A 24,609-nucleotide genomic window follows, 5' to 3' on the forward strand; every position below is an offset into this window, starting at 1 on the left:
TTCAAAAAGTCAGACATTCAGCATCGGAGCTTATGCTTCTGATGTGTGTTTCATAACGCCTCAGATGGATGATTAAAAACATGAAATTTCTAATATGCAAAGGATGAACTTATGCACTGACATAAGTTCATCCTTTTTTTCTACAATAGGATTCATAAAGCGGATTTGAATCTTGATGTGAAACGGAGAGTGTCTGGGATGAATGTACTGGAAATTCGTGAATTAACCAAGAAGTTCGGTGAGTTCATAGCTGTTGATAATATGTCGCTGGCGGTTCGAGAAGGCGAGATATTCGGGTTCCTCGGAGCGAATGGAGCGGGAAAGAGCACCACGATCAATCTTGTGTCCTCCCTGCTGCGCCCGAGCAGCGGAGAGATTCGGATCTTGGATCGGGACATTACGAAGCATAGCCGCTTCGCAAAGATGAATCTAGGAATCGTGCCGCAGGATTTGGCAATTTACAAAGATATGACGGCTTATGAGAATGTCAGCTTCTTCGCTGGATTGTATGGATTACGGGGAGCGGAGCTTAAGGAGAGGACGATTGAAGCGCTTAAGTTCGTAGGTCTGGAAGACAAGATCAAGAGCCATCCGAAGAACTTCTCTGGCGGATGAAGCGGCGCCTCAATATTGCTTGTGCTATCGCCCATCGCCCGAAGCTGATCATCATGGATGAGCCAACGGTCGGGATTGATCCACATTCGCGAAATTATATTCTGAATTCGGTACGCAAGCTGAATGAGATGGGCTGTACGATCATCTACACCAGCCATTATATGGAGGAAGTAGAAGAGATCTGCACCCGGGTTGCCATTGTTGACCATGGAAAGATCATCGCTGAGGGGACGAAGGAGCAGTTGGTAGCGACCATTACCGATGTTAAGGAGATTCGGATTGAACTTAAGAAGGGTAATGGGAAACTGGCCGAAATTCTGCGCGGAATTCCAGGTGTGAGAAGTGTAGATATGCTAGAGCAGACTGTGCGGGTCTTCTGCGATCTGGAAGTGGATAATCTTGGCTTGATTCTTAAGAAGCTGATCGATCATGATGCGGATATTCGCTCAGTTGAGGAGCAGGAGCCAAATCTGGAGACCGTGTTTCTGACGCTGACCGGACGGACACTTCGGGACTAATTGGCGTGAAAGGCGATGCTAATGAACGGGGGAAGGGAAATCAATGAACATTTTACGCATTGCGAGAAAAGAAGTTTTGCAGGATATTCGCGACCGTTGGACGCTTATTTTTATGCTGGCATTTCCGATTGTGCTGATGATGGTTTTGGGATTTGCGCTGAGCAATGCCTTCGACAGTGGATCGGAGATCGATAAAATCCATGTGCTGGTTAAGGATACGGGCGAGAACGAAGCTCTGACACGCAGCTTCACAGCATTTTCCGCTGAGACTGCCAAATCAGGTATCCAGTTCGAGGATTTGAAGGCGGGCATGGATGGCAAGGAAGAGGTAAAGAAGGGGCATTATGCCGATTATGTGGAGCTTACGAAGAATGGGATTGAATTGTACAGCAGCAGCTTCATCACGGTGGAACATCAGATTTTGCAGGGAACACTGACCGCCTTCACAGAGAAATACAAAATGATAAGTACGGTCGTCAAGCTGGAGCCTGACAAAATAGGAATCGTAAGCGACGGCACTACCGCGCCCAATTATATCCAGGAGACCTCGCTCGTTCCTGACCGCAAGCCTGGAGCACTGGACTACTATGCCTTGGCGATGACTGCGATGGTTGCCTTGTGGGGAGCAATGTCAGCGAGTCAATTGATCAGTAAGGAAGTTAAGGAGGGGACTGCGTTCAGGCTTGTGGCTGCCCCGGTCAATAAAGTTGAAATTTTCGTTGGTAAGGTGCTCGGTAATCTCGTTGTAAATATGCTCTGTGTACTGGTCCTTATCTTCTTCAGTAAATATGCCTTTGGCGCATACTGGGGCGATCACTTACTCGTCGTAATTCTTCTGTTATTATCGTTGGTTATTATGGCGGTGAGTTTGGGGTTGGCGGTGAGTTATATGTTTAAGGAAGCGGCAAGTCGTTCCATACTCATGTTGGTTACACAACTCGCTGCTGTCTTTGGAGGAGCTTACTTTCCGTTCGATGAAGCTGGGCTTGAGATGACTAAGCTGATGTCATTCATAATCCGGTTATCCCCGATTCGCTGGACGAATTCTGCTCTGACAGGTGTCGTCTATAGGAACGAGATTGTTGAGATCTGGCCGGTATTTGCTCTTAATATCGGAATTGCCGCTGTGATGCTGACGATTGCTGCGCTTCTGATGCGGCGTAGGGAGGGGCTATAATATGCTAAAAGATATTTTCTGGCTTGTGGCAACATCATTACGTACAACATTTCGCAAACGCAGTAATCTGATTCTTTATCTTGGCTTGCCTTTGGCTGGCATTCTGTTCTCCTTGTTTATATACTCAGGGAATGGTCAAGGTGGTTTACGTGTCGGTGTAGTCAATGAAGATGGTTCGGAAATCGCTGCCAACACGGTATCTTTTTTACAGAGTCTGGATAAGGTTAAGGTTGAGGATGTCACAGAGGAACAGATGAAGAAACAGTTAGCTGCGGGTAAGCTCGATAGCGGTCTTGTATTGCAGAAGGGCTATTCAGATAGTGTGCTGGCCGGAGAACCTGGACATATCGTCATTCAGTCGTTGAAAGGCGCTCAGGTGACGGCATATATGAAGGCGATGCTGTATAACTATATTGATAATCTGGTAGCAGTAGGAAAAATATCTACCGGTGATTCCAGTAAGTTCAAGCAACTGTATGAGGACTATCAGGGTCAAGATTTCCATCTTACGACTGGTACAGTGACCGACACCTCAGTTATGGTGGCAATGTCCTCTCAATCGATCGGATTTCTGATTATGTTCATGATGATGTCGGCCGTCAACTTATCAGAGTTGATTCTGAAGGGACGGGAAGACCGCACCTATTTCCGGGTTATGTCTTCACCGATTACTCCTAGAACCTATGTAATTTCCAATATTATCGTCAATTTTATTGTCATGCTGGTACAGATCGGATTCACCGTCATTTGCATCAGGTATGTATTCAAATTTGATACGGGAATACCGCTGCTTCAGCTGGTCGGCTTACTTGCCTTATTCGCACTTATTTCGGTAGGTATCTCATTGTCCATCGTTGCCTTCTCCAAGAGTAGTGGGATGTCCTGGGGCTTTGCAAAATCTTATTGTAACCCCAACCTGTCTGCTTGCCGGCTGCTTCTTCCCGATCGATATTATGCCATCGTTCTTACGGCGTATCGCTGATTTTCTGCCCAGCATTGGATATTACAGACGATCAAGCAGCTGCAGGAGGGTGATAGCTTCACAGGCATATGGTTCAATCTACTGGTATTGTGTGGGTTTATCGTCGTGTTCTTCCTACTCGCCTCGTATAAGTTCAAACGGATGAATGACACTAGGAACTTCGTATAATTTATGAGAGGGAAATATAACGTGATATAAATCACAGATACAGTATCAAGTGGCTGTTATACTACAGTTAGCCGACATGTTATAGATGCACCCCGGCGGACGTATTGGTGGCAGAAATGCTCATTTTTGATTCCAATACGTCCGTAGATTCGCTTTCTTGCTAAGAGGAAGCAGGGTGCTTCTTTTTTTGTTTTTTTTCGGTATCATTAAGGGATAGAGCACGGCATGTTTGAATTCGCAACACTACCTTGTTAGGAGGATTATGTAAAATGGAAAATTGTTTGTTTTGCAGTATTGTAGAGGGGAAGATCCCTTCGAAAAAAGTGTATGAAGACGATAAATTCCTCGTATTCCATGACATCCAGCCTGCAGCTCCTGTTCATGTTCTAATCATTCCGAAGAAACATATCGCTACGATGAACGATGTTGGCTCAGAGGATTATGCTATGATTGGCGAATTGCATCGTGTTGCGCAGCAAGTGGCCAAAGAGCTAGGTGTTACTGAAACAGGCTACAGATTGATTAACAATTGCGGTCCTGACAGCGGACAAGCCGTATATCATATTCATTATCATTTGCTCGGAGGAGCGAAGTTAGGGGCGCTCGCACAAACTTCGGATTCTCATGCAAATTGACGAATTTTGTGAGCGGCTAAACGCCTGAAATAGTGGGAAAACTAAGGCGTATCAGCGTTTTTAGCGCATGCCGATCGGTGTTCGCTGGTAATAGAGGAATAAATATTAAGTAATAAAACAGGGTGTCAGGTTGACACCTTCTTTATTTTTCCCCTATAATGTAGCTTGATGAACCGTGTTGTTATGCTCTTGGACGGTCTGGTCGGAGGGAGGGAAAACTGGTGTCTGAAACTAAAGTTCGCAAAAACGAGACAATTGATGCTGCACTTCGTCGCTTTAAACGTTCCATTGCTAAAGATGGCGTATTGGCTGAGGTGAAGAAACGCAAGCATTATGAAAAGCCAAGCGTAAAGCGCAAGAAAAAGTCCGAGGCTGCTCGTAAGAGAAAGTTTTAGGAGGAAATAGCTACCATGAATCTTAGCGAGCGATTGAACGAAGATATGAAGCAAGCGATGAAGAGTCAAGACAAGTTCAAACTCTCCACCATAAGAATGGTACGTTCTACGATTAAAAATCTTGAGATAGATTTGAAAAGAACTTTGGACGATAATGAAGTGCTTGATATCCTAAGTCGTGAGATCAAACAGCGCAAAGATGCCCTCCAAGAATTTGAAAAAGCAGGTCGTGAAGACCTTGCCACGAGTGCCAGAGCTGAAGTTGAGATCATTGCCGTATACCTTCCTAAGCAGTTAACTGAAGAAGAAATTAAAGTCATTGTACAGCAGACCATCCAGGAAACCGGTGCTTCTTCAAAAGCTGATATGGGGAAATTGATGGGCGCACTCATGCCTAAGGTCAAAGGCCTGGCGGACGGTAAGCTCGTTAATCAGGTAGTGCAACAAGCTCTGCAATAGCTGATAGAGGTAAACACCTTCTACTTCGTAGAAGGTGTTTTTTCTTGTGTTTTCATATTTCACCACCTCCCCGCATATTTTGTACAGTAGGGGAAGGAGGATTGCCTCATATGAGCCGGTTTGTCCGCAAATTTCGCAAATGGACGGTCGATGCACTCGACTTGCCAGGAGATCTTGTATTTAATTTGCCAAGGCTCACCTTGATCGGAGGTAAGCAGTTGTACATAGAGAATCACCGCGGGGTAAAGTTCTTCTCTCCGGAACAACTTCAATTGGAGTTAAGCCACGGTTCTCTTGAGGTCGAGGGGAGCGGACTTGTTATAAAAGAAATATTGCCGCAGGAGATCGTCATCGAAGGGAAAATCGAAGGTATTAAATATCGCGGAACGGAGGAGTAAGCTGTGAAATCACCCGTCTTTGCTAAATTGCGCGGCGTAGTTACAATTGTCGTCCGCGGTAAATCGATTGAACTTCTAGTGAATGAGCTGACAAAGAAAGAGATGCAGATATGGGACCTTAGACCGCTCCCGGATGGGAAAATGGAGATGAATATCCAGCTAGCGGATTTCTTTAAGCTGCGTCCGCTTTTAAAGCGGACAGGCTGCCGTCTTAGTGTGAAGCGGCGCTCAGGTATCCCTTTTATGATGGTTAGATTATGGAAACGAAAATGGTTCTTCGTCGGATTTACTCTCTTTATCGGGGTTGTACTAGCTTTGTCTTCTCTGGTATGGGATATTGAAGTGGAGGGCAATGATAAAATTGCTAAGGAGGATGTCTTAATTGCTGCTCGTAGCGAGGGAGTGTATCCTTTCCAATGGATTTATCGGCTGCCTAGACAGGACGAGCTGTCTAAGGATCTGGCCCGCAAGCTGCCGGGCATCTCTTGGGTTGGCGTCTCGCGCACGGGGACGAAGATCACGATCCAGATCGTGGAGGCATCAAAACCGAAAGAGCAAGAGCTAATGACTCCTCGTAGTTTTGTTAGTACGTCAGATGCGGTCATTTCACGTATTTATGTGGAAAGGGGCCAACCAGAAGTGAAAAAGAATGACCGTGTCCGTAAGGGGCAACTACTAATCTCCGGTGAACAGGGCGGCGAGAGAATCGTTGCTAAGGGAGAGGTTAGAGGTGTGGTCTGGCATGAATATAATATCGAGATTCCGTTGGTGCGCAAGCAGAAGGTATATACCGGGAGAAAAAGGAACGCGGGTATTTATTTTTTGGTAATACGGCGATTCAGCTTACTGGATATGGGAAAGTCGATTTCGAGAAGTCCAACACCATGACGAAGCTGGACCCGCTAACATGGCGAAGCTTCAAGCTACCAATCGGCTGGATGAGCGAGAAAATTCTTGAGACGACCTTCATCGAATTGGCGATTTCTGAGGAAAAGGCAAAAAATGAAGGGATAGAAGCGGCAAAACGAGATATTATGAGCAAGTACGGGATAAATAGTGTAGTTTTAACGCAAAAAATTTTGCATGAGAAGACTGAGAATGGTAAAGTTTATATGAAAGTGCATTTTGAAGTAGATCAGGATATAGCAAAAGAACTACCAATCGTACAATAGCAAGGAGATTGAGGCTAATTTGTCAGAACAACTTGTCAGTGTCAAAATAACGCTTCAAAGTGCGTCTGAAGGATTATCATTATTCGGTCCCCAAGATGTATTCCTGAAGTTGATCGAGAAGAGATTCCAGGCAGGCATCGTCCTGAGAGAGTCAGAAATTTCTATCCGCGGACAGCAAGGTGATGTTGAACGACTTGAACAGCTATTCGAGGTGCTGCTTGAACTTGTCCGCAATGGATATATATTGACCGAAAGAGATGTGCTCTATGCGATTGATCTGGCGCAGGATTTCAGAGCAGATCAATTGCTTGATTTATATAAGGGAGAGATCGCCGTAACTTTCCGGGCAAGCCGATCCGGGTCAAGACGATCGGACAGAAGCATTACGTTACGATGATCAAGAAGAACGATATTGTATTCGGTATTGGCCCTGCAGGGACAGGCAAAACATATCTTGCTGTCGTGTTGGCTATCGCTGCGTTGAAGGAAGGTTCGGTTAAACGTATTATCCTGACCCGTCCCGCGGTCGAAGCTGGGGAGAATCTAGGCTTCTTACCAGGGGATTTGCAGGAGAAGGTAGACCCTTATTTGCGCCCGTTGTATGATGCCCTATACGACGTCATGGGACCAGATCAGACAGCCAAGGCATTGGAACGGGGGCTGATTGAGATTGCTCCGCTCGCCTATATGCGTGGCCGTACGCTGGATGATTCTTTTATCATATTGGACGAGGCTCAGAATACCACGCCGGAACAGATGAAGATGTTCCTAACCCGACTCGGTTTTGGTTCGAAGATGGTCATTACAGGTGATGTGACTCAGATTGACCTTCCAAGAGGTAAGAAATCCGGGCTTATCGAGGCTAGAACCATTTTGAAAAATATTGATGAAATCGGGTTTGTTGATTTTGACGAGTCGGATGTGGTACGCCACTCACTTGTTCAAAAGATCATTGTTGCCTATGATCGTGCCGCTGAAAATCAGGCCTAGTATAGGAGGGCTATCTCTATGACCTCAAATGAAATGCAAAAAAAGAGCAAGTTTCAATCGAAGGCTGCAGGATGGAGATATAGCGCGACGGTGCGCTATATTTTGTATGTACTCTTGATTGTAATCCTGTATGTGAGCATGGCGTCCAAGCTATTGCCTGAAACCTATGATATTGCGGTTGGCTTGCCTAGTGATAAAGAGATTCTAGCTCCGATGGATATTCCGGACACCAAAGCGACACTGAAGGCCCAGGAGGAAGCGGCCGAGAAGATAGGACAAGCCTATACGATCATTCCAATGCGTAATGAGATTCTTATTGGGCAAATCCTTGATCGGATCACCCGGTTGAATCAGGATGATCAAGTGTCCACCGAAGATAAGACGAAGATTTATCGTGAAGAATTGCCACAGCGAGTTAAGGATTACATACAGAACTTTATCAAGAATAATCGGAATTCGAACGACTATTCGCCTACGCTGTTTCAAGAAGCTTCGGATCGTATTAATGAACAACAGTATCATATTTCCGAAGAGACCTTTATTAAGATACCGCGCTTGACGCTTGAGGATATCAATGAGATGAAGCCGGTAGCTGCGGAGATCGTCTCACGGCTTATGACGGACCAGATCGTTGATGCACAGACAGCTAGGTCGAAGGTAGCTGAGATGGTAAGTACTAGTTCCTTAAGCAAGCGGGTATCCCGTGAGGTTGTGCAGGAGCTAGTTCGTCTGGTGATTACTCCGAACAAGTTCTATGATGAAGAAGCGACCAAGGCCGCAAAGGTAGATGCCCGGGAGAATACTCCTACCGTCTTTATTAAGCAAGGAGATGTACTTGTTGCCAAGGGGCAGAAAATCACTGAAGAGATGTACAGCTTGCTTGACAAGAATGGCTTGCTTAAGAATGAGGTCAACTATTGGCCGCAATTTGCCCTTGTCATGCTCTCCGCCCTGCTCGCTTTAGGACTGATAATGTATATCCGTCAATCGGAGGGCGTCAGCCGCTTCAAATATAATAATTCGCAGTTTGTTATGCTGTTAATGATCATTGTGATAACGATTATCTCGATGCATCTAGCCTCTATTCTGCAGAATGAACAGCGAATATATGTCGGCTTCCTTGCGCCGGTTGCTGTTGGGACTATGCTGATTACATTGCTGCTTGATTTGCAGCTTGCTTATATTTGTACCTTTTTGTTCAGTATCCTGGCGAGTGTAATCCTGAATGTGCACAAAGGACAGATTTTTGATTTCAACTTTGGTTTCTTTACGATCGTGATTTCCTTTGCCGCGATCTTCGCGATCCATCGGGCCAGCCAGCGCTCAACGTTGTTAAAGGCGGGTATTATGATTTGTCTGTTCGGGTCATTCTCGGCTTTTACACTGATCCTGCTTGACAATAACGGTTGGACAGAATCCAGCACGTTGTATACGATCGGCTTTGCTGTTGCCGGAGGCTTACTGACGACGATTCTTGTCATTGGTCTAATGCCGTTCTTCGAAGTTACCTTTGGAATTCTATCTGCGCTTAAGCTGGTAGAATTGTCGAACCCGAACCATCCTCTGCTGCGCAAGCTGCTGATCGAGACACCGGGGACCTACCATCATAGCGTAATGGTCGGCAATCTATCGGAAGCGGCAGCTGAGGCGATTGGTGCGAACGGACTATTATGCCGAGTGGGCTCGTACTATCATGATATTGGCAAGACGAAGCGGCCAAGCTATTTTATCGAGAATCAGAACAATATGGAGAATCCGCATGACTTCATCGATCCGAAGTTGAGCAAGTCGATCATTATTGCTCATACGACGGATGGTGTTGAAATGTTGAGGGAATACAAACTTCCCAAGCCAATTCGGGACATTGCCGAACAGCATCATGGGACGACATGCTTGCACTATTTCTACCATAAGGCGCTGACTTTGGCTGAGGAGCAGGGAGTCAAGCCTGAATTCACGGAGGAGGACTTCCGCTATCACGGTCCTAAGGCTCAATCCAAAGAGGCGGCCGTAGTTGGGATTGCCGACAGTGTGGAGGCGGCTGTACGCTCGCTGCGCAAGCCGACGGTGGAACAGGTTGAGACGATGATTGAGAAGATTATTAAGAGCCGTTTGGACGATCACCAATTCAACGAATGCGATTTGACGATGCGTGAGCTTGATGTCATCGCTAAGACGTTGAAGGAGACTGTGATGGGGATCTTCCATTCCCGGATTGAATATCCGGAGCAGATGAAGAAGACAAAAGCGGCGGAAGAAGAGAATGACAGGGGCAGGAAGGAAATGGCGCTTAAATTAGAGTGGAGCAATGAGCAGGACAAGCTAGAAATCAGCGATGATTTGATCGCGTTATTAGATACATTATTGCAAAAGGCAGGCGAAGCTGAAGGGGTTACGGAAGGTGAGGTAGCCCTAACCTTCGTCGATGACGAGAATATTCATGAACTGAATCGGACATATCGCGGAATTGATCGGCCAACAGATGTATTGTCCTTTGCGATGCAGGAGTCACTTGATGATGAACTGGAAATCGTATATGAGGTGGATGATGAAGAGGAAGCGGATCAACTGGATGCTATGACTGACGTTCTTGGCGATATTATTATCTCTGTCGAGCGTGCTCAATTACAGAGCGAAGACTACGGTCATTCTCTTAATCGGGAAATCGGCTTTCTATTCGTGCATGGCTTCTTGCATTTGCTCGGTTACGACCATCAGGATGAAGCTAGCGAAGCAGAAATGATGGGCAAGCAGGAAGCGGTTCTTGCACAGGTAGGACTGCTCCGCTAATGAAATCGAAGCGTAAATGGAGCGATGTGTTCAGCTGTGCAATTGAGGGGATCATCCATTCTTTACGAACAGAACGCAATCTGCGTATTCATGTACTGGCCGGCATCTTAGTGATGCTGGCTGCGTTGTTTTTTCAACTCTCATTAAGGGACATGGCTCTACTACTTGTTATGGTTGCACTAGTGATCTGCATGGAGTTGATGAATACGGCGATTGAGAAGGCGGTTGATCTGATCAGTCCGGATTGGCACAAGTTGGCTAAGATCGCCAAGGATGCGGCAGCCGCAGCGGTTTTTGTAGCAGCGATATTCTCAGTTCTCGTAGCTGTGCTATTATTCTATCAGCCTGTAATGAATTGGCTTGGTATGAATTAATGCCAGTAAATGCCTGACTAGAGGTGGAATTGATTAAAGTGCTCTATAATCCTCGTATACACTCAGTATCCTCTGCATTGTAGCTTGAGGAATGAGGCAACTTATGATTGAAGGTTATGGAGTAGTAATCACGATTAACGAATAATGAAAGGATTGCATATATGACTAAATCTAAATCTAAATTTAAATCGGGGTTTGTAGCTATCGTCGGCCGTCCAAACGTCGGTAAATCAACATTGATGAACCAAGTTATTGGTCAGAAAATCGCTATTATGTCCGACAAACCACAGACGACGCGGAATAAAATTCACGGAGTCTATACGACCAATGAAATGCAGATTGTATTTCTGGACACGCCAGGTATTCATAAGCGTCAATCAAAGCTTGGAGACTTTATGAACACGACCGCGTTGAACACGCTTGGAGAAGTTGAGGCTGTATTATTCCTCGTTGATGCTGCAGAAGGCTTTGGTGGAGGCGACCGTTTTATTATCGAGAAACTTAAGGGTTTGTCAACACCAGTTATACTTGTGCTGAACAAGATCGATCGTGTAGAGCCAGAGGCTCTGCTTCCGTTGATTGAGGAGTATAGCAAGCTACACGACTTCGCTGAAATCGTTCCAATTTCGGCGATGCTGGGCAATAATGTGAATACGTTGCTTGAGCAACTCGGTAAGTACTTGCCGGAGGGCCCTCAGTATTATCCTGAAGATCAAATTACGGACCACCCGGAGCAATTTGTATGTGCCGAACTGATTCGTGAGAAAATTCTTCATATGACACGTGAGGAAGTTCCACATTCCATCGCGGTGACGATAGAAGATATGCGTGTTCAAGATAATGGGGTTGTCTATGTGGGTGCTGTGATCTTCGTAGAGCGCGATTCACAGAAAGGGATCATTATCGGTAAACAAGGCGCAATGTTGAAGGAAGTTGGCAAACGGGCGAGAATGGATATCGAAAGGCTGCTTGGCTCGAAGATTTTCCTCGAACTCTGGGTCAAAGTGAAGAAGGACTGGCGTAACCAAGACAGAGTTCTGAAAGATCTGGGCTTTCATAGAGACGCTTAAGGTTCTTGGGGCATTGGTCGGTTGCCTTATACGTCTTTGCACTAGAAAAACCTGCACATTTGCAGGGATTTAGCTAGTATCTTGACCTGAGTTGGTAAATTCCTGCGAAAATGCAGTTATTTTCTCCGTATTCGCTTAAATACTGGAGACAGGGACGAAAGCCTGCACATTTGCAGGAATTTACTAAGACCAGGTGGTTTTGGGCGATAAAGCCTGCATTTATGCAGTTTTCAAGATTGGAAGTCGAATAATCTAAGAGTATTACTTCGTGATCAAAAGCTGACTTTTTAACTACCGTTTCAAATGAGTGTTAAAAAGGCAGGTTTTCAGCACCGAGAAGGTTGAATGAAGCTAGGGGTTGAGGAACGGAGCGTACGTAGTGGGTACGTGAGTACCGGAAGACCCGGCTGAATTCAAGATTCGAAGTCGAGTAGCTAACGGTGATACATCGTGATCGTGATCAAAAGCTGACTTTTTAACTACCGTTTCAATGAGTGTTAACTATTTAGCCCCCTAATCCGATTGGACACTCTAATCCACCTCAGATACACTAAAATAAGTGAGGAGTTAGTCCATGAAAAGACGATTTAGGTGCCCCAATGAGACGAAGAAGGAGCTTGTGGTAGAGGTGCTTTCCGGGTATCGAACGGAGATGGTAGCCCGGAAGTATGGAATGTCTCCTAGAACGTTAAGCCAATGGGTTCGCCAGTATCAGGATGAGGTGGGTGATCTTATGACAAAGAAGCAAAACGATGCAGAAAAAATGAAACAGGATGCAGCTAATTACAAGGAACTGCAGAAGAAATACGACGGTGCTATGAAACTACTAGGAGAAAAAGAGCTTGAGAACAGCATTCTGCGGGACTTGGTAAAAAAAAAGTATCCCGATTGGAAGTAGCTATCCACTGGATTCAGCAAGGGTATCCTGTTCAAAAGGTTCTCCTTCTATGTAGAGTTCCGCGTTCAAGTTATTACTATCGGTTAAAGCATCCTGAGCGCCAGCAGCCTATTAGCAGCGGTCGACCTATACCAGGCTTCTCCTATGACAAAGATGGAAAGAAAGTAGGAGATGCTCGCATTAAGGAGAGCCTCAGACGTTTGATTCAAGGCCCTAACGCCGCCTTCGGCTACCGGAAACTAACGACGTTGTTACGGCGAAAATACAGGCTAATTATTAACAAAAAGAAGACCTACCGCCTCTGTAAAGAAATGGGGATTCTCCATCCACAACGAGAGTTGAGGAATCCCGTACCCAGAAAACTTGCCAATAACCGTATTGTGAATGGACCAAACCAGCTGTGGCAAATGGACATTAAGTATGGTTACGTAGCCGGCAAGCGCCGACATTTTTACCTGGCCAGTATCATTGACGTGTTTGACCGGAGCATTGTCGCTCATCACCGCGGAAAGGTTTGTAGCACAGGAGACATTTTACGTACAGTCCAGAAAGCGCTGTTTAAGCGTAGAATCCATGAACAAGAGCACAAGCTAGTGATTCGAACGGATAATGGGCCGCAATTCATTAGCAAAGCGTTCCATGCCTTTTGTGAGCAAGTAGGCGTAGAGCACGAAAAGGATCCCCAACCAAACGCCAAATAAGAATGCTTTTATTGAGTCTTACCACAGTATTGTAGAGCAAGAATGTTACCAGCGGAATTGCTTTGAAACCTACGAAGAGGCTTTTGTAGAGGTCGACCGGTTTATTCGTTACTACAATACAGAACGCATCCACGGTAGTCTTTACGATTGGTCGCCCAAGGAATATTTGCGTTTAGTGACCACAGGCCTGATTAACCCAAAGAATATTGCATTATGATGTGTTTTCCTAAGCATGATGTGGAAAGTGTCCAAACTTAGGGGGTTGAACCGTTAAAAAGGCAGGTTTTCAGCACCGAGAAGGTTGAATGAAGCTAGGGGCTGAGGAACGGAGCGTACGTAGTTGGTACGTGAGTACCGTAAGACCCGGGTGAATTCAAGATTCGAAGTCGAATAGCCTAACAGTGATACTTCGTGATCAAAAGCTGACTTTTTAACTACCTTTAAAGCTGGGAGGAATTGCAACGCATAGATCATGTCATCTAGCACATCCTATCTTTGTAGATGCAGACGTCATTTCCGAAGAGAGGATGAATACGAATGCGAGATTTTTCGTGGAAGTATTTTGCAATGACGGGAGATGTCGATGCTTATTTATTATATAAAGAGACTGGCGGAAGTTTAGGTGAAGAAGCCAGTACGGTTGAGGAACTGAGCTTTGAGGAGGAAGAAGCGGCGGCTGAATAATCGCTTGATATGGCGTCAGCGAGGTTGGGGGAACAGGTATGTTATATAGAGTAGAAGGAATCGTCATCCGCAGTGTGGATTATGGCGAAGGCAATAAAATCGTCACGCTATGCACCGAGAATAATGGGAAAATTGGCGTTATGGCACGCGGTGCTAAGAAAGTGAAGAGCCGGTTGGCAGCCATGGTGCAGCCTTTTACTTATGGTGAATATGTGTTCTTCCGTCAGAACGGCGGTTTAGGAACGCTGAATCAAGGTGAGATCATTGAATCTCACTTTTCTTTGCGTGAGGATTTATTCCTAGCGGCCTATGCCTCCTATGCTTGCGAGTTGCTGGATCGTACTCTGCAGGATGAAGAAATCGGACGCTTCTGGTTCACGCAATTGAAGGCCTGTCTCGATGCGCTTTCATCCGGCAAAGATCCGCAGATCGTTCTGCATCTATATGAGATCAAAGTGCTTCAGGCAGCGGGGTATGGGCCTTCCTTTAGCGCTTGTGTAAACTGCGGAACTGAGGATGATTCCACATTCATGAGCCCTCGGCTGGGGGTAAATTATGCCGTAGATGCCGGCACCATGATCCCGCAGCGCGAGAAATTACAGCGGGAACTTATAAATTGTTGACGCTGTTTGAGAAGATGGATATGAGAAGGCTAGGTAATATCACTGTGAAGGATAGTACCAGACAAGAACTGAAGGAATTGATGCGTTCTTTTATGGATATTCAACTGGGGCTTAAGCTGAAATCGCTTCAGGTACTGGATCAACTGAACAAGTATAATATTTGACAAACTACTTATAATTATTTATAATTTATAAGAATTTCTCCGTTTAGTGTGTGTTCAACAAGGTCGGTTTTTTTGAGCATCCCTTATATGGAGATTCATGTGTTGAGCGGGACAAGTAATGGAGTTAACGTCCGTAAGTAGCGAGCCGGGGGAGGTGCAAGCCCGGTCGGATTGGCCCATGAAATGGCAGCCCGGGAGCATGAAGAATTGTTCGTGAAAAGCGGATTTGCTGAATTTTCTTTTAGATAAATGTTCAAAAAGGTCGGTTTTCAGCACCGAGAAGGTTGGATGAAGCTAGGGCATGAGGAGCGGAGCGTGCGTAGTTGGTACGTGAGCACCTGAGATGTTTCCGTAGGAAACATAACTTCGTAAGCATTTGCTTAGGCCCGGGTGAATTCAAGATTCGATGCCGAGATCACTATCCTGAAATACTTCGTGATCAAAAGCGGACTTTTTGAACTTCCTTGAGGATTAGCAAATCAAGTAGGGTGGAACCGCGGGAAAGCTACAGCTCTCGTCCCTACGTCTGTTTACAGGCGTGGAGGAAGGGAGCTTTTTTGCGTACTCTTCCGGACGCCGGAAGTTAAGCTGAATGATTTCTGTTCAGCCTATATTTTCGCATAAATAAACAAAGGAGTTGTGGTTCATGAATTTCCAACAAATGATTCTGACCCTGCAGCAATTCTGGTCGGAGCAAAATTGTATTATCGTGCAACCGTATGATGTGGAGAAGGGAGCAGGAACACTTAATCCGATGACTTTCCTCCGCTCGATTGGACCAGAGCCATGGAGAGTTGCTTATGTGGAGCCTTCCCGTCGTCCTGCAGACGGACGCTACGGCGAGAATCCTAACCGTTTGTATCAGCATCACCAGTTCCAAGTCATCATCAAGCCTTCCCCTGACAATATTCAGGAGATTTATTTGGAGAGTCTGAAGCGTCTTGGAATCAATCCATTGGAGCATGATATTCGCTTCGTAGAGGATAACTGGGAGCATCCGGGTCTTGGCGCTTGGGGTCTTGGTTGGGAAGTTTGGCTCGACGGCATGGAGATTACACAATTTACTTACTTCCAACAGGTTGGTGGCATCGAGGCAAATCCTGTTGCAGTAGAGATTACTTATGGTATGGAGCGTCTTGCTTCTTACATTCAGGATAAAGAGAATGTGTTCGATCTGGAATGGGTTGAGGGGACAAGCTATGGCGATGTGTTCCACCAAGCAGAATTTGAGCATTCGAAATATACGTTTGAGTTGTCGGACGTAAAAATGCTGTTCACCTTGTTCAACATGTATGAGCAGGAAGCGAACAAAGCGATGGACCAGCATCTTGTATTCCCAGCTTATGATTATGTGCTGAAATGCTCGCATGCATTCAACTTGCTCGATGCTAGAGGGGCGATCAGTGTTACGGAGCGTACCGGCTACATTACCCGGATTCGTAATCTGGCCCGTCAAGTAGCAGCGACATATTTGGAGGAACGCGAGAAACTTGGATTCCCGATGCTTGAGAAAGGGGGCGCTGCACATGTCTAAAGATTTATTGTTTGAGATCGGTTTGGAGGAGATGCCAGCCCGTTTTATTCGCGCGGCGATGGAGCAGTTGTCGGAACGGATGAGCAAATGGTTGGATGATTCAGTGATTACCCATGGTGTTGTTGAGAGTTACGCTTCACCACGTCGTCTGGCTGTACTTGTTAAGGATGTAGCTGAGAAGCAGGAAGATGTTCATGAAGAGGTCAAAGGACCTTCCCGGAAAATCGCTTTGGACGAGAATGGCGAGTGGAGTAAAGCCGCACTTGGATTTGCTCGTAGCCAAGGAGCGACACCAGATCAATTCACCTTCAAGGATCTGGGAGGAACCGAATATGTCTATGTCAGCAAGAGTAGCACAGGAGTGGAGACAGCTTCTATCGTAGCCGAAGGTCTGATGGGCATTATTCACGCAATGAATTTCCCAAAAAATATGCGCTGGGGCAACCACGATTTTAAATTCGTGCGTCCGATCCGCTGGATCGTTGCTCTGTATGGACAACAAGTAATCGATCTGGAAATCGCCGGTGTTAAATCCGGGAACATGACAAGAGGACATCGTTTCCTTGGTCAGGATACGGTCATCTCAGAACCAGCCAATTACGTAGAAGCATTGCGCGCTCAACATGTAATTGTTGATGTCAATGAACGTCAGAAGCTAATCGAGGAACAAATCGCTGCATTGGCTTCCGAGAAAGGTTGGAATATCGCAGTTAAAGATGATTTGCTGGAAGAAGTCTTGTTCCTTGTAGAGACACCTACCGCTCTATATGGTAAGTTCGAGGAGTCTTTCTTGAATATTCCGAAGGAAGTACTCATCACTTCCATGCGTGAGCATCAGCGCTACTTCCCGGTATTGAACAATGAAGGAGGCCTGCTTCCTTATTTTGTTACGGTACGTAACGGAAACGCCGAGAATCTCGACATCATCTCACGTGGTAATGAGAAGGTACTGCGCGCACGTCTGTCCGATGCTAAGTTCTTCTATGAAGAGGATCAAAAGCTGCAGATCAAGGACGCATTGTCCAAGCTGGAGAGCATCGTTTTCCATGAAGAACTCGGAACTGTAGGGGATAAAGTGCGTCGCATCCGTCGCAATGCTGAGAAGCTCTCACATTTGCTTAATGTTGAATCTGGTGCAGCTGAAATGATCAGCCGTACAGCAGAAATTTGCAAATTCGACCTGGTGACGCAAATGGTGGGTGAATTCCCAGAGCTGCAAGGCGTTATGGGTGAGGATTATGCCCGTAAAGCTGGAGAGCCTGAAGCTGTGGCTCGAGCTGTATTTGAACATTATCAGCCTCGTTTTTCCGGGGATCAAGTTCCGGCATCGGAGATTGGTTCAATTGTTAGCATTGCGGATAAAATAGATACTATTACCGGCTGTTTCTCGATCGGTATTATTCCGACAGGATCACAGGACCCATATGGATTACGCCGTCAAGCGGCAGGTATTGTACAGATTATTTTGGAACATAAATTGTCTGTTAGCCTGAACGATATTTTCAAAATTTCGCTGGAGACCCATGCGAGCTTCCGCGGCTTGAAGCGTACTGAGGAAGAAATCATGCGCGACTTGTTGGAATTCTTCGGTCTGCGTGTGAAAAAGACACTCTCCGATAGCTTACGATATGATGTTGTCGATGCGGTTATCGCAGCTGGATATGATGATGTCGTCTCTGTTGTACAGCGCGGCGCTGCTTTGATGGATGCGGTAACGAATCAGGCAGACTTCAAAGTGACGGTTGAATCGTTCGGTCGTGTAAGCAATTTGGCTGCCAAAGCATCAGCGATGAAGGTTCGCTTTGACTTGCTCAGCGATCCTGCCGAGCAACAACTCTATGATGCATGGCGGTCGATAACGGAAGATTATCGCAGTAAGTTGGCGGAAAGACACGAAGCGGAAGCTTTGAATCTGCTTGGTGGATTACAAGCGGCTATTACGAATTTCTTCGAAAAAGTCATGGTTATGGCGGATGACGAAGAGATCCGTACCAACCGTTTGGCGCTGCTGGCTGCTATCGACGAAGACCTTAAAGTGTTTGCTGATTTTGGCAAACTGGTCTGGGCATAAAAATGATGGAGGAACTCGGCAAATGGCTCGAATTGTCGTGGATGCGGATTCCTGTCCGGTAAAACGGGAAATTGTTGAGACAGCCCATGCTTTTGATGCGCATGTGCTGATGGTTTCTTCTTATGATCACGAGCTTCGGGCAGAACAGGGAGTGCAAATTATCCATGTCGACCGGAGCTCCCAGAGTGCAGATATGTATATTGCCAATCATATCGTCAAGGATGATATCGTGGTGACCCAGGATTATGGACTCGCTGCTCTGACGATAGCCAAACATTGTAGAACATTGTCTCCCGGGGCGAATTATTTCACCCGGGAATATTGATTATTTGCTTGAACGCAGGCATTATCATGCCAAAGCACGGCGCGGCGGGCGTTATGCCAAGGGCCCTAAACCTTTTACCGATGCAGACCGTGAGCACTTCCAATATATATTGTCAAAACTTTTGCAAGATTTGCAGGAGAATAACTAATTTTAGCGAATTTATTACGTGTTAGAAGTCATTTAGCGGCTTTAGTTCGGCTGTAAAATATTCTAACTTTAGGTGTGGGTTCAAAAAGTTCAATTTTTGAACGACCTATTGAAAGATGAAGGTGGTTTAGATGAGTACCGGAAGAGGAATTCCGGAGGAAGTCATCGAGGCAGTCTTGCGGCAACATGATATCGTCGACACGGTTGGCAAACACGTTCATCTGACGAAACAGGGTAAGTATATGAAAGGGCTATGTCCATTCCATTCAGAGAAGACACCCTCTTTTACGGTCACACCCGAACGGCAGATCTTCCATTGTTATGGCTGTGGTAAAGGCGGAAATGCCATCAAATTCAGGATGGAAATCGAAGGATTAACTTTCCCGAGGCCGTAAAAGTCATGGCGGAAGAGGCACATATTCCGTTTGAAGACGGAATGGGAGGCCAGGGCGGGTCACCGCGGGATCAGGAACTTGAGCAGTTGCTGCAAGCTCATGAATGGACCTCCAAGCTGTATCATTATTTATTGAAGAATACGGAGCATGGCAAACCGGCCTTGGAATATTTGAGGTCAAGAGGCTTCAATGACAAAGCGATCGATACTTTTCAAATTGGTTATGCACCTGCGAGATGGGATACACTCGTTCAGTTTTTGGACAAGCGCTCTTTCGATCTAAATATGATGGAGAAGGGCGGTTTGATCTCCTCCAAGCAGGATGGAACTGGTTTTGTGGATCGCTTCCGTGATCGAGTTATCTTTCCCCTCCATAATCGAACAGGGAAGGTTATTGCTTTTGCTGGCAGAATTCTTGGTGAAGGACAGCCGAAGTACTTGAATTCATCAGAGAGTAGATTATTTAGCAAGAGTCGGACGTTGTATAACCTGCATCAGGCTAAGACTGATATTCGTAAAACAAGGCAATTTGTCCTCTTCGAAGGATATGGCGATGTAATCAGTGCATGGGATGCAGGGGTTCATAATGGCGTTGCCACGATGGGTACAGCGTTAACCGAGAGTCATGCTAATATTATGAAAAGTCTGGCGGATGAGGTGATCGTCTGTTATGACGGCGATAACGCCGGACAGGCCGCTGCCCTGAAGAGTATACCGATTCTGGAAGGAGTCGGCTTCAATACGAAAATTGCCCTGCTTAGCGATGGGCTCGATCCAGATGAGTTTATTCAGAAATATGGACCCGAGCGTTTCAAATCGCAAGTGTTGGATGGAGCTGTTACATCCGTCAAATTTAAGCTTATATATCTGAAAAAAAACCATATACTGCTAGAGGAAGACGGAAAGATTGCTTATATCAAAGATGCTCTGGAAATTATAGCCCCCTTGCCTTCACCTACAGAACGCGAGATCTATTTGAAGGATTTATCTGCTGATCTGCAGGTATCATTTGACAGTCTGAAGCAGGAATGTAATGAATTGCGACAGGCTATGCAAAAAAAGGCCCCTGTAGGGGATAATAAGGCCAAAAGGTGGAATAATGGTAGGCATAAAACGGGGCAGGCGTCTATGCCGACGTTGCTGCCTGCTTATCAGGTCGCAGAGCGAAGATTGCTTTTCTATATGCTTCAAGATGAAGAGGTTGCCCAGTATGTGAGCAAGCATCTTGGAGATGATTTTAACATCGATGATCATGCGGCAATTGCTGCTTATCTATACGCCTACTATGCGCAGGGGAAAGAACCGGATGCAAGCCGGTTGTATCTTCGCTTGAGGATGATCGTCTTGAGAAGACCGTAGTAGCGATCGCTATGATGGACATTCCGAGAGATTGGAGCTTTCTGGAGTTGGATGATTGCATCCGGGAAATCAAGCGTTATCCTTTGATGGAACAAATTAAGCGCAAAAAAGAAGAAATGGTCTCGTCCGAACGAGCCGGTGACTTTTTACGCGCGGCACAAATTGCAAGTGAGATTATTGCCCTAGAGAGACAGTAAGAGGTTTGGATCTTTGGATGTTTCTAGGGAGGAGGGAGCCCGATATGGCGAATGATCAACATACTGAACTAGAAACGGATTTGACGTTAGATCAAGTGAAAGAGCGCTTGATTGAACAAGGAAAGAAGAAGTCTTCTCTGACCTACAAAGAAATTATGGAGAAGCTGTCTCCCTTCGATCAGGATCCTGAGCAGATGGATGAATTTTTCGAGCAGCTTGGAGATCTTGGAATTGATGTGAACGGTGATAGCGATGAAGAACTAACTAAACGAAGCGATGACGAAGATAATGAGAATAATGAGAACAATGATGAATTCAATTATGACGATGATCTATCGCTTCCACCGGGTATCAAGATTAATGACCCCGTAAGGATGTATTTGAAGGAGATTGGTCGCGTTCCTCTGTTGAAAGCTGAAGATGAGATGGAGCTTGCCAAGCGGATCGAGAATGGCGATGAGGAAGCGAAGCGCCGTCTAGCTGAGGCGAATCTGCGTCTCGTTGTCAGCATTGCCAAGCGTTATGTGGGACGCGGGATGCTGTTCCTTGATTTGATTCAAGAAGGTAATATGGGACTCATCAAAGCGGTTGAGAAGTTCGACCACACAAAAGGCTTCAAATTCAGTACTTATGCGACATGGTGGATTCGTCAGGCTATTACCCGTGCGATTGCCGACCAAGCAAGAACGATTCGGATCCCAGTTCATATGGTTGAGACGATTAATAAGCTGATCAGAGTATCTAGGCAGCTATTACAGGAGCTAGGCCGTGAACCAGCTCCGGAAGAAATTGCCGCAGAGATGGATCTGAGCGTGGAGAAGGTCCGTGAGATCATGAAGATCGCGCAGGAACCGGTATCTCTGGAAACGCCGATCGGTGAGGAAGATGATTCCCATCTGGGCGATTTCATTGAAGATCAGGAGGCCTTAGCACCTGCGGATGCCGCGGCTTACGAGCTTCTCAAAGAACAGCTTGAGGATGTCCTTGACACTCTTACCGAGAGGGAAGAGAATGTGCTTCGTCTACGTTTTGGTCTTGACGATGGCCGGACCAGAACCTTGGAAGAAGTCGGCAAGGTATTCGGCGTAACTAGGGAGAGAATTCGCCAGATTGAAGCGAAGGCGCTCCGCAAGCTTCGCCATCCAAGCCGCAGCAAACGGCTTAAGGATTTCCTGGAATAGCGTTGAATAGACCTTCTGCGGCCAGGCAGCAAGGTCTATTTTTTTCATCATGACCTGAGCCGCTTTGTTGTATCTTATTCATCAAGGAAGTAGACACCATTCCTCATTTATGGAAGTGCTTCCTTGTTTTTCAATGTTATTGGTCTTTATTTTAACTTTTTTTCCAAGTCAATGCAAATTGCTGTGACTTTCCAGGTTATGGCATTAAATAAAACGGGTGGTGTAATTTTCTTAATGAAACTATCAGCAAGATTGCAGGCTATTGCAGAAGAGCTTCCGCTCGGGTGCAGACTGGCCGATATTGGATCGGATCACGCGTTATTACCGGTCTATGCAGTAAAGAATGGCAAGTCCTCTTATGCTGTGGCCGGGGAAGTGAATGATGGCCCTTGTGAAGCTGCTCGGAGACAAGTTGCCGAGGCTGGGGAACAGAGTCGTATTTCTGTACGCAAAGGTGACGGTTTGGCTGTCATCAGCACTGGGGAAGTTGATACGATCACGATCGCCGGAATGGGCGGGGCATTGATTGTATCCATTCTTACAAGCGGGATTGATAAGCTAGTCGGAGTGAAGCAGCTCGTACTTCAACCCAATGTCGGGGAAGAATTCGTACGAACCTGGTTGATCGATAACGGATGGTATCTGGTGAAAGAGCAAATATTGGAGGAAGACGGGAAGATCTACGAGATCCTGACTGCTGTACTCGATCCACAAGCAGAAGCGCTGAACGAACAATTGTACCGTGATAAGACGATGAGTGGCAGTATCATCATTTCCAAACCGTTGCAACTAAGAATAGGACCTAGATTAATCATGAATCCTTCGCCTGTGCTGCTGAAGAAGTGGCAGGGAGAAATAGCGAAGCTGGAGAAAATTTGCCGCCAGGTAGCATTGTCCAGTCTGGAGACATCCCGTGAACGGGAGAACGAATTCAGGCAGGAGATAGATCAGCTTAAGGAGGTATTGACATGCTGGCAAAAGGACAGACCGTAATTCAGTATATGGAGCAGCTTGCTCCTAAGCATGTTGCTATGGAAGGAGATAAGATTGGTCTACAGCTTGGCAGCCTAAGCAAGGAGATCACAGGCATTCTCGTTGCACTTGATGTCAATGAGGAAGTTGTCGACGAAGCCATTTCTCTCGGAGCCAATTTGATCATAGCGCATCATGCGATAATCTTCAGACCGCTTCCATCTATACAGGTGGATACCCCGATGGGGAAAGTCTATGAGAAGCTAATCAAGCATGATATCGCTGTCTATATAGCTCACACGAATCTAGATATTACGGAAGGCGGTATGAATGATTGGATGGCTGAAGCGCTTGGATTCGAGCCTAGCGCCTCTCTGGAAGATATTCATACAGACAACCTGTACAAACTGGTTGTATTCGTTCCGAAGGATCATCATCAGCGTGTGCTTGACGCTATGCTTAACGCTGGAGCAGGGGCGATCGGCAATTACAGTCATTGCAGCTTCAATATTGAAGGCTATGGCACGTTCAAACCTGGGGAAGGCACGGATCCTTATATTGGTTCGCAGGGCAAGTTGGAGAAAGTTGAGGAAATTCGCATCGAGACGATCGTTCCGGCTAGCATTCGTAATCAGGTGATTCAGGTAATGCTGAGAAATCATCCGTATGAAGAGGTAGCCTATGATCTATATCCGATGGATCTGAAAGGACGCACTTTGGGATTAGGGCGGGTAGGCAAACTCGCAGAGCCGGTAACCTTAAAGGAATTTGTGGATCGTGTCAAAGTGAAGCTTGATGTTCCTGCTGTCAGGGTTGTTGGCGATATGAATCGGACCATTAAGAAGGCTGCTGTGCTAGGCGGTTCAGGGGGGCGTTATTGGAAGCATGCGCTGTTCCAGGGAGCAGATGTGCTCGTGACGGGAGACGTAGATTATCATACGGCACAGGATGCATTCATGGCCGGAATCACCATTATTGACCCAGGCCATAATGCGGAGAAGATTATGAAAGCGAAAGTATCTGAATGGTTAACTGAGAAACTGACTGAACATAAATATGAGACGAAGGTTGTTGCATCCAAAATCAATACCGAGCCATTTATGTTTATGTAAATTTATTATTAGTGTTTTTTGAATTACCTATAAATTGGACTTGAGATAACTTGATTTACCCTGTATACTAACTAGTGTTGCTTTTCGAAAGTTTGACAGACAATCGCTGGCGGCTTCGGCCGCGAGAGGAAAGTCCGGGCTCCATAGGGCAGGATGCTGGATAACGTCCAGTCGGCGCGAGCCGAAGGATAGTGCCACAGAAATGGACCGCCGATGGCCGCCGCAAGGCGTGCACAGGCAAGGATGGAACCGAGGTGTAAGAGACCCCGAGGAACGCTGGTGACTTCGTTCCTGGTAAACCCCATCTGGAGCAAGACCTAATGGGACGCAGCTTCTTCATTGAAGTAGCCTTAGCCCGAGGCGCGTCTGGGTTGGTCGCTGGAACCACATAGTAATATGCGGTCTAGATAGATGATTGTCACTTACAGCGGGAGGGTAGTTCCCGTTTTACCGCTACGAGTACAGAACCCGGCTTATGGCAAACTTTCATCACTCGCAACATTT

18 protein-coding genes, 1 other RNA gene and 6 pseudogenes are annotated in these 24,609 nt (G+C 46.1%); all 25 read left to right on the forward strand.

The annotated features are described in order from the left end of the window. Nucleotides 1–198 precede the first annotated feature (198 nt). The 25 genes and pseudogenes from RE628_RS08450 (at nt 199) to rnpB (ending at nt 24,596) form a co-directional block, all read left to right on the forward strand. Nucleotides 199–1,133, forward strand: a pseudogene (locus tag RE628_RS08450) (ABC transporter ATP-binding protein). A 43-nt stretch (nt 1,134–1,176) separates the two neighbouring features. Further along, nucleotides 1,177–2,310 (forward strand): ABC transporter permease, encoded by a 1,134-nt coding sequence (locus RE628_RS08455; RefSeq protein WP_309158340.1) that lies wholly within the window; start codon nt 1,177–1,179, stop codon nt 2,308–2,310. A gap of 1 nt (nt 2,311) precedes the next feature. Beyond that, nucleotides 2,312–3,292, forward strand: coding sequence for an ABC transporter permease (locus tag RE628_RS08460; RefSeq protein WP_309158341.1), 981 nt, complete (start codon nt 2,312–2,314; stop codon nt 3,290–3,292). Between the two features lie 437 nt (nt 3,293–3,729). Next, complete coding sequence (locus tag RE628_RS08465; RefSeq protein WP_309158342.1) at nt 3,730–4,095, forward strand: histidine triad nucleotide-binding protein; 366 nt, start codon at nt 3,730–3,732, stop codon at nt 4,093–4,095. Between the two features lie 221 nt (nt 4,096–4,316). Continuing rightward, the gene (gene rpsU / locus RE628_RS08470) at nt 4,317–4,490 is read left to right on the forward strand and encodes a 30S ribosomal protein S21 (RefSeq protein WP_005547957.1); all 174 of its coding nucleotides are present in this window, start codon (nt 4,317–4,319) and stop codon (nt 4,488–4,490) included. A 15-nt stretch (nt 4,491–4,505) separates the two neighbouring features. After that, nucleotides 4,506–4,949: a GatB/YqeY domain-containing protein gene (locus RE628_RS08475; RefSeq protein WP_309158343.1), complete on the forward strand. Its 444-nt coding sequence runs from the start codon at nt 4,506–4,508 to the stop codon at nt 4,947–4,949. Nucleotides 4,950–5,059: 110 nt separating this feature from the next. Further along, entirely contained in the window at nt 5,060–5,347 is a 288-nt protein-coding gene (gene yqfC, locus RE628_RS08480; protein WP_309158344.1) for a sporulation protein YqfC, read from the forward strand. Between the two features lie 3 nt (nt 5,348–5,350). Beyond that, nucleotides 5,351–6,519: pseudogene (gene yqfD, locus RE628_RS08485) on the forward strand (sporulation protein YqfD). 19 nt (nt 6,520–6,538) lie between these two features. Further along, nucleotides 6,539–7,509: pseudogene (locus tag RE628_RS08490) on the forward strand (PhoH family protein). Between the two features lie 18 nt (nt 7,510–7,527). Further along, the gene (gene ybeY / locus RE628_RS08495) at nt 7,528–10,299 is read left to right on the forward strand and encodes an rRNA maturation RNase YbeY (RefSeq protein WP_375143059.1); all 2,772 of its coding nucleotides are present in this window, start codon (nt 7,528–7,530) and stop codon (nt 10,297–10,299) included. After that, nucleotides 10,299–10,673, forward strand: a complete 375-nt coding sequence (locus RE628_RS08505; protein ID WP_309158345.1) for a diacylglycerol kinase family protein — start codon at nt 10,299–10,301, stop codon at nt 10,671–10,673. The genes ybeY and RE628_RS08505 overlap by 1 nt, the downstream gene beginning before the upstream one ends. Before the next feature lie 161 nt (nt 10,674–10,834). Beyond that, nucleotides 10,835–11,743, forward strand: coding sequence for a GTPase Era (gene era / locus RE628_RS08510; protein ID WP_309158346.1), 909 nt, complete (start codon nt 10,835–10,837; stop codon nt 11,741–11,743). Nucleotides 11,744–12,317: 574 nt separating this feature from the next. Further along, a complete protein-coding gene (locus RE628_RS08515) occupies nt 12,318–12,641 on the forward strand; it encodes a transposase (RefSeq protein ID WP_309157525.1) in 324 nt (107 codons plus the stop codon). Continuing rightward, nucleotides 12,632–13,342 (forward strand): DDE-type integrase/transposase/recombinase, encoded by a 711-nt coding sequence (locus RE628_RS08520; protein ID WP_309158347.1) that lies wholly within the window; start codon nt 12,632–12,634, stop codon nt 13,340–13,342. The genes RE628_RS08515 and RE628_RS08520 overlap by 10 nt, the downstream gene beginning before the upstream one ends. Before the next feature lie 10 nt (nt 13,343–13,352). Beyond that, nucleotides 13,353–13,559 carry an integrase core domain-containing protein gene (locus RE628_RS29560; RefSeq protein ID WP_375143101.1) on the forward strand — a complete coding sequence of 69 codons (207 nt, stop codon included), beginning with the start codon at nt 13,353–13,355 and terminating at the stop codon, nt 13,557–13,559. Nucleotides 13,560–13,879: 320 nt separating this feature from the next. Further along, on the forward strand, nt 13,880–14,026 hold the full coding sequence (locus RE628_RS08525) for a YqzL family protein (protein WP_309158348.1): 147 nt from the start codon (nt 13,880–13,882) through the stop codon (nt 14,024–14,026). A gap of 38 nt (nt 14,027–14,064) precedes the next feature. After that, nucleotides 14,065–14,813 (forward strand): annotated as a pseudogene (recO, locus tag RE628_RS08530) (DNA repair protein RecO). 646 nt (nt 14,814–15,459) lie between these two features. Further along, nucleotides 15,460–16,347 carry a glycine--tRNA ligase subunit alpha gene (gene glyQ / locus RE628_RS08535; RefSeq protein ID WP_309158349.1) on the forward strand — a complete coding sequence of 296 codons (888 nt, stop codon included), beginning with the start codon at nt 15,460–15,462 and terminating at the stop codon, nt 16,345–16,347. Next, nucleotides 16,340–18,418, forward strand: a complete 2,079-nt coding sequence (glyS, locus tag RE628_RS08540) for a glycine--tRNA ligase subunit beta (protein WP_309158350.1) — start codon at nt 16,340–16,342, stop codon at nt 18,416–18,418. Before glyQ ends, glyS begins: the two co-directional genes overlap by 8 nt. Before the next feature lie 22 nt (nt 18,419–18,440). After that, nucleotides 18,441–18,891, forward strand: a pseudogene (locus RE628_RS08545) (DUF188 domain-containing protein). Between the two features lie 130 nt (nt 18,892–19,021). Next, nucleotides 19,022–20,840: pseudogene (gene dnaG / locus RE628_RS08550) on the forward strand (DNA primase). 44 nt (nt 20,841–20,884) lie between these two features. After that, nucleotides 20,885–22,021 (forward strand): RNA polymerase sigma factor RpoD, encoded by a 1,137-nt coding sequence (gene rpoD, locus RE628_RS08555; protein WP_309158351.1) that lies wholly within the window; start codon nt 20,885–20,887, stop codon nt 22,019–22,021. 234 nt (nt 22,022–22,255) lie between these two features. After that, nucleotides 22,256–23,014, forward strand: coding sequence for a tRNA (adenine(22)-N(1))-methyltransferase (locus RE628_RS08560; protein ID WP_309158352.1), 759 nt, complete (start codon nt 22,256–22,258; stop codon nt 23,012–23,014). After that, nucleotides 22,990–24,105 (forward strand): Nif3-like dinuclear metal center hexameric protein, encoded by a 1,116-nt coding sequence (locus RE628_RS08565; protein WP_309158353.1) that lies wholly within the window; start codon nt 22,990–22,992, stop codon nt 24,103–24,105. Before RE628_RS08560 ends, RE628_RS08565 begins: the two co-directional genes overlap by 25 nt. An 87-nt stretch (nt 24,106–24,192) precedes the next feature. After that, nucleotides 24,193–24,596: RNase P RNA component class A (gene rnpB, locus RE628_RS08570), an RNA gene on the forward strand. Nucleotides 24,597–24,609 lie beyond the last annotated feature (13 nt).

It is taken from the genome of Paenibacillus sp. D2_2 (assembly GCF_031199965.1).
GTDB lineage: Bacteria > Bacillota > Bacilli > Paenibacillales > Paenibacillaceae > Fontibacillus.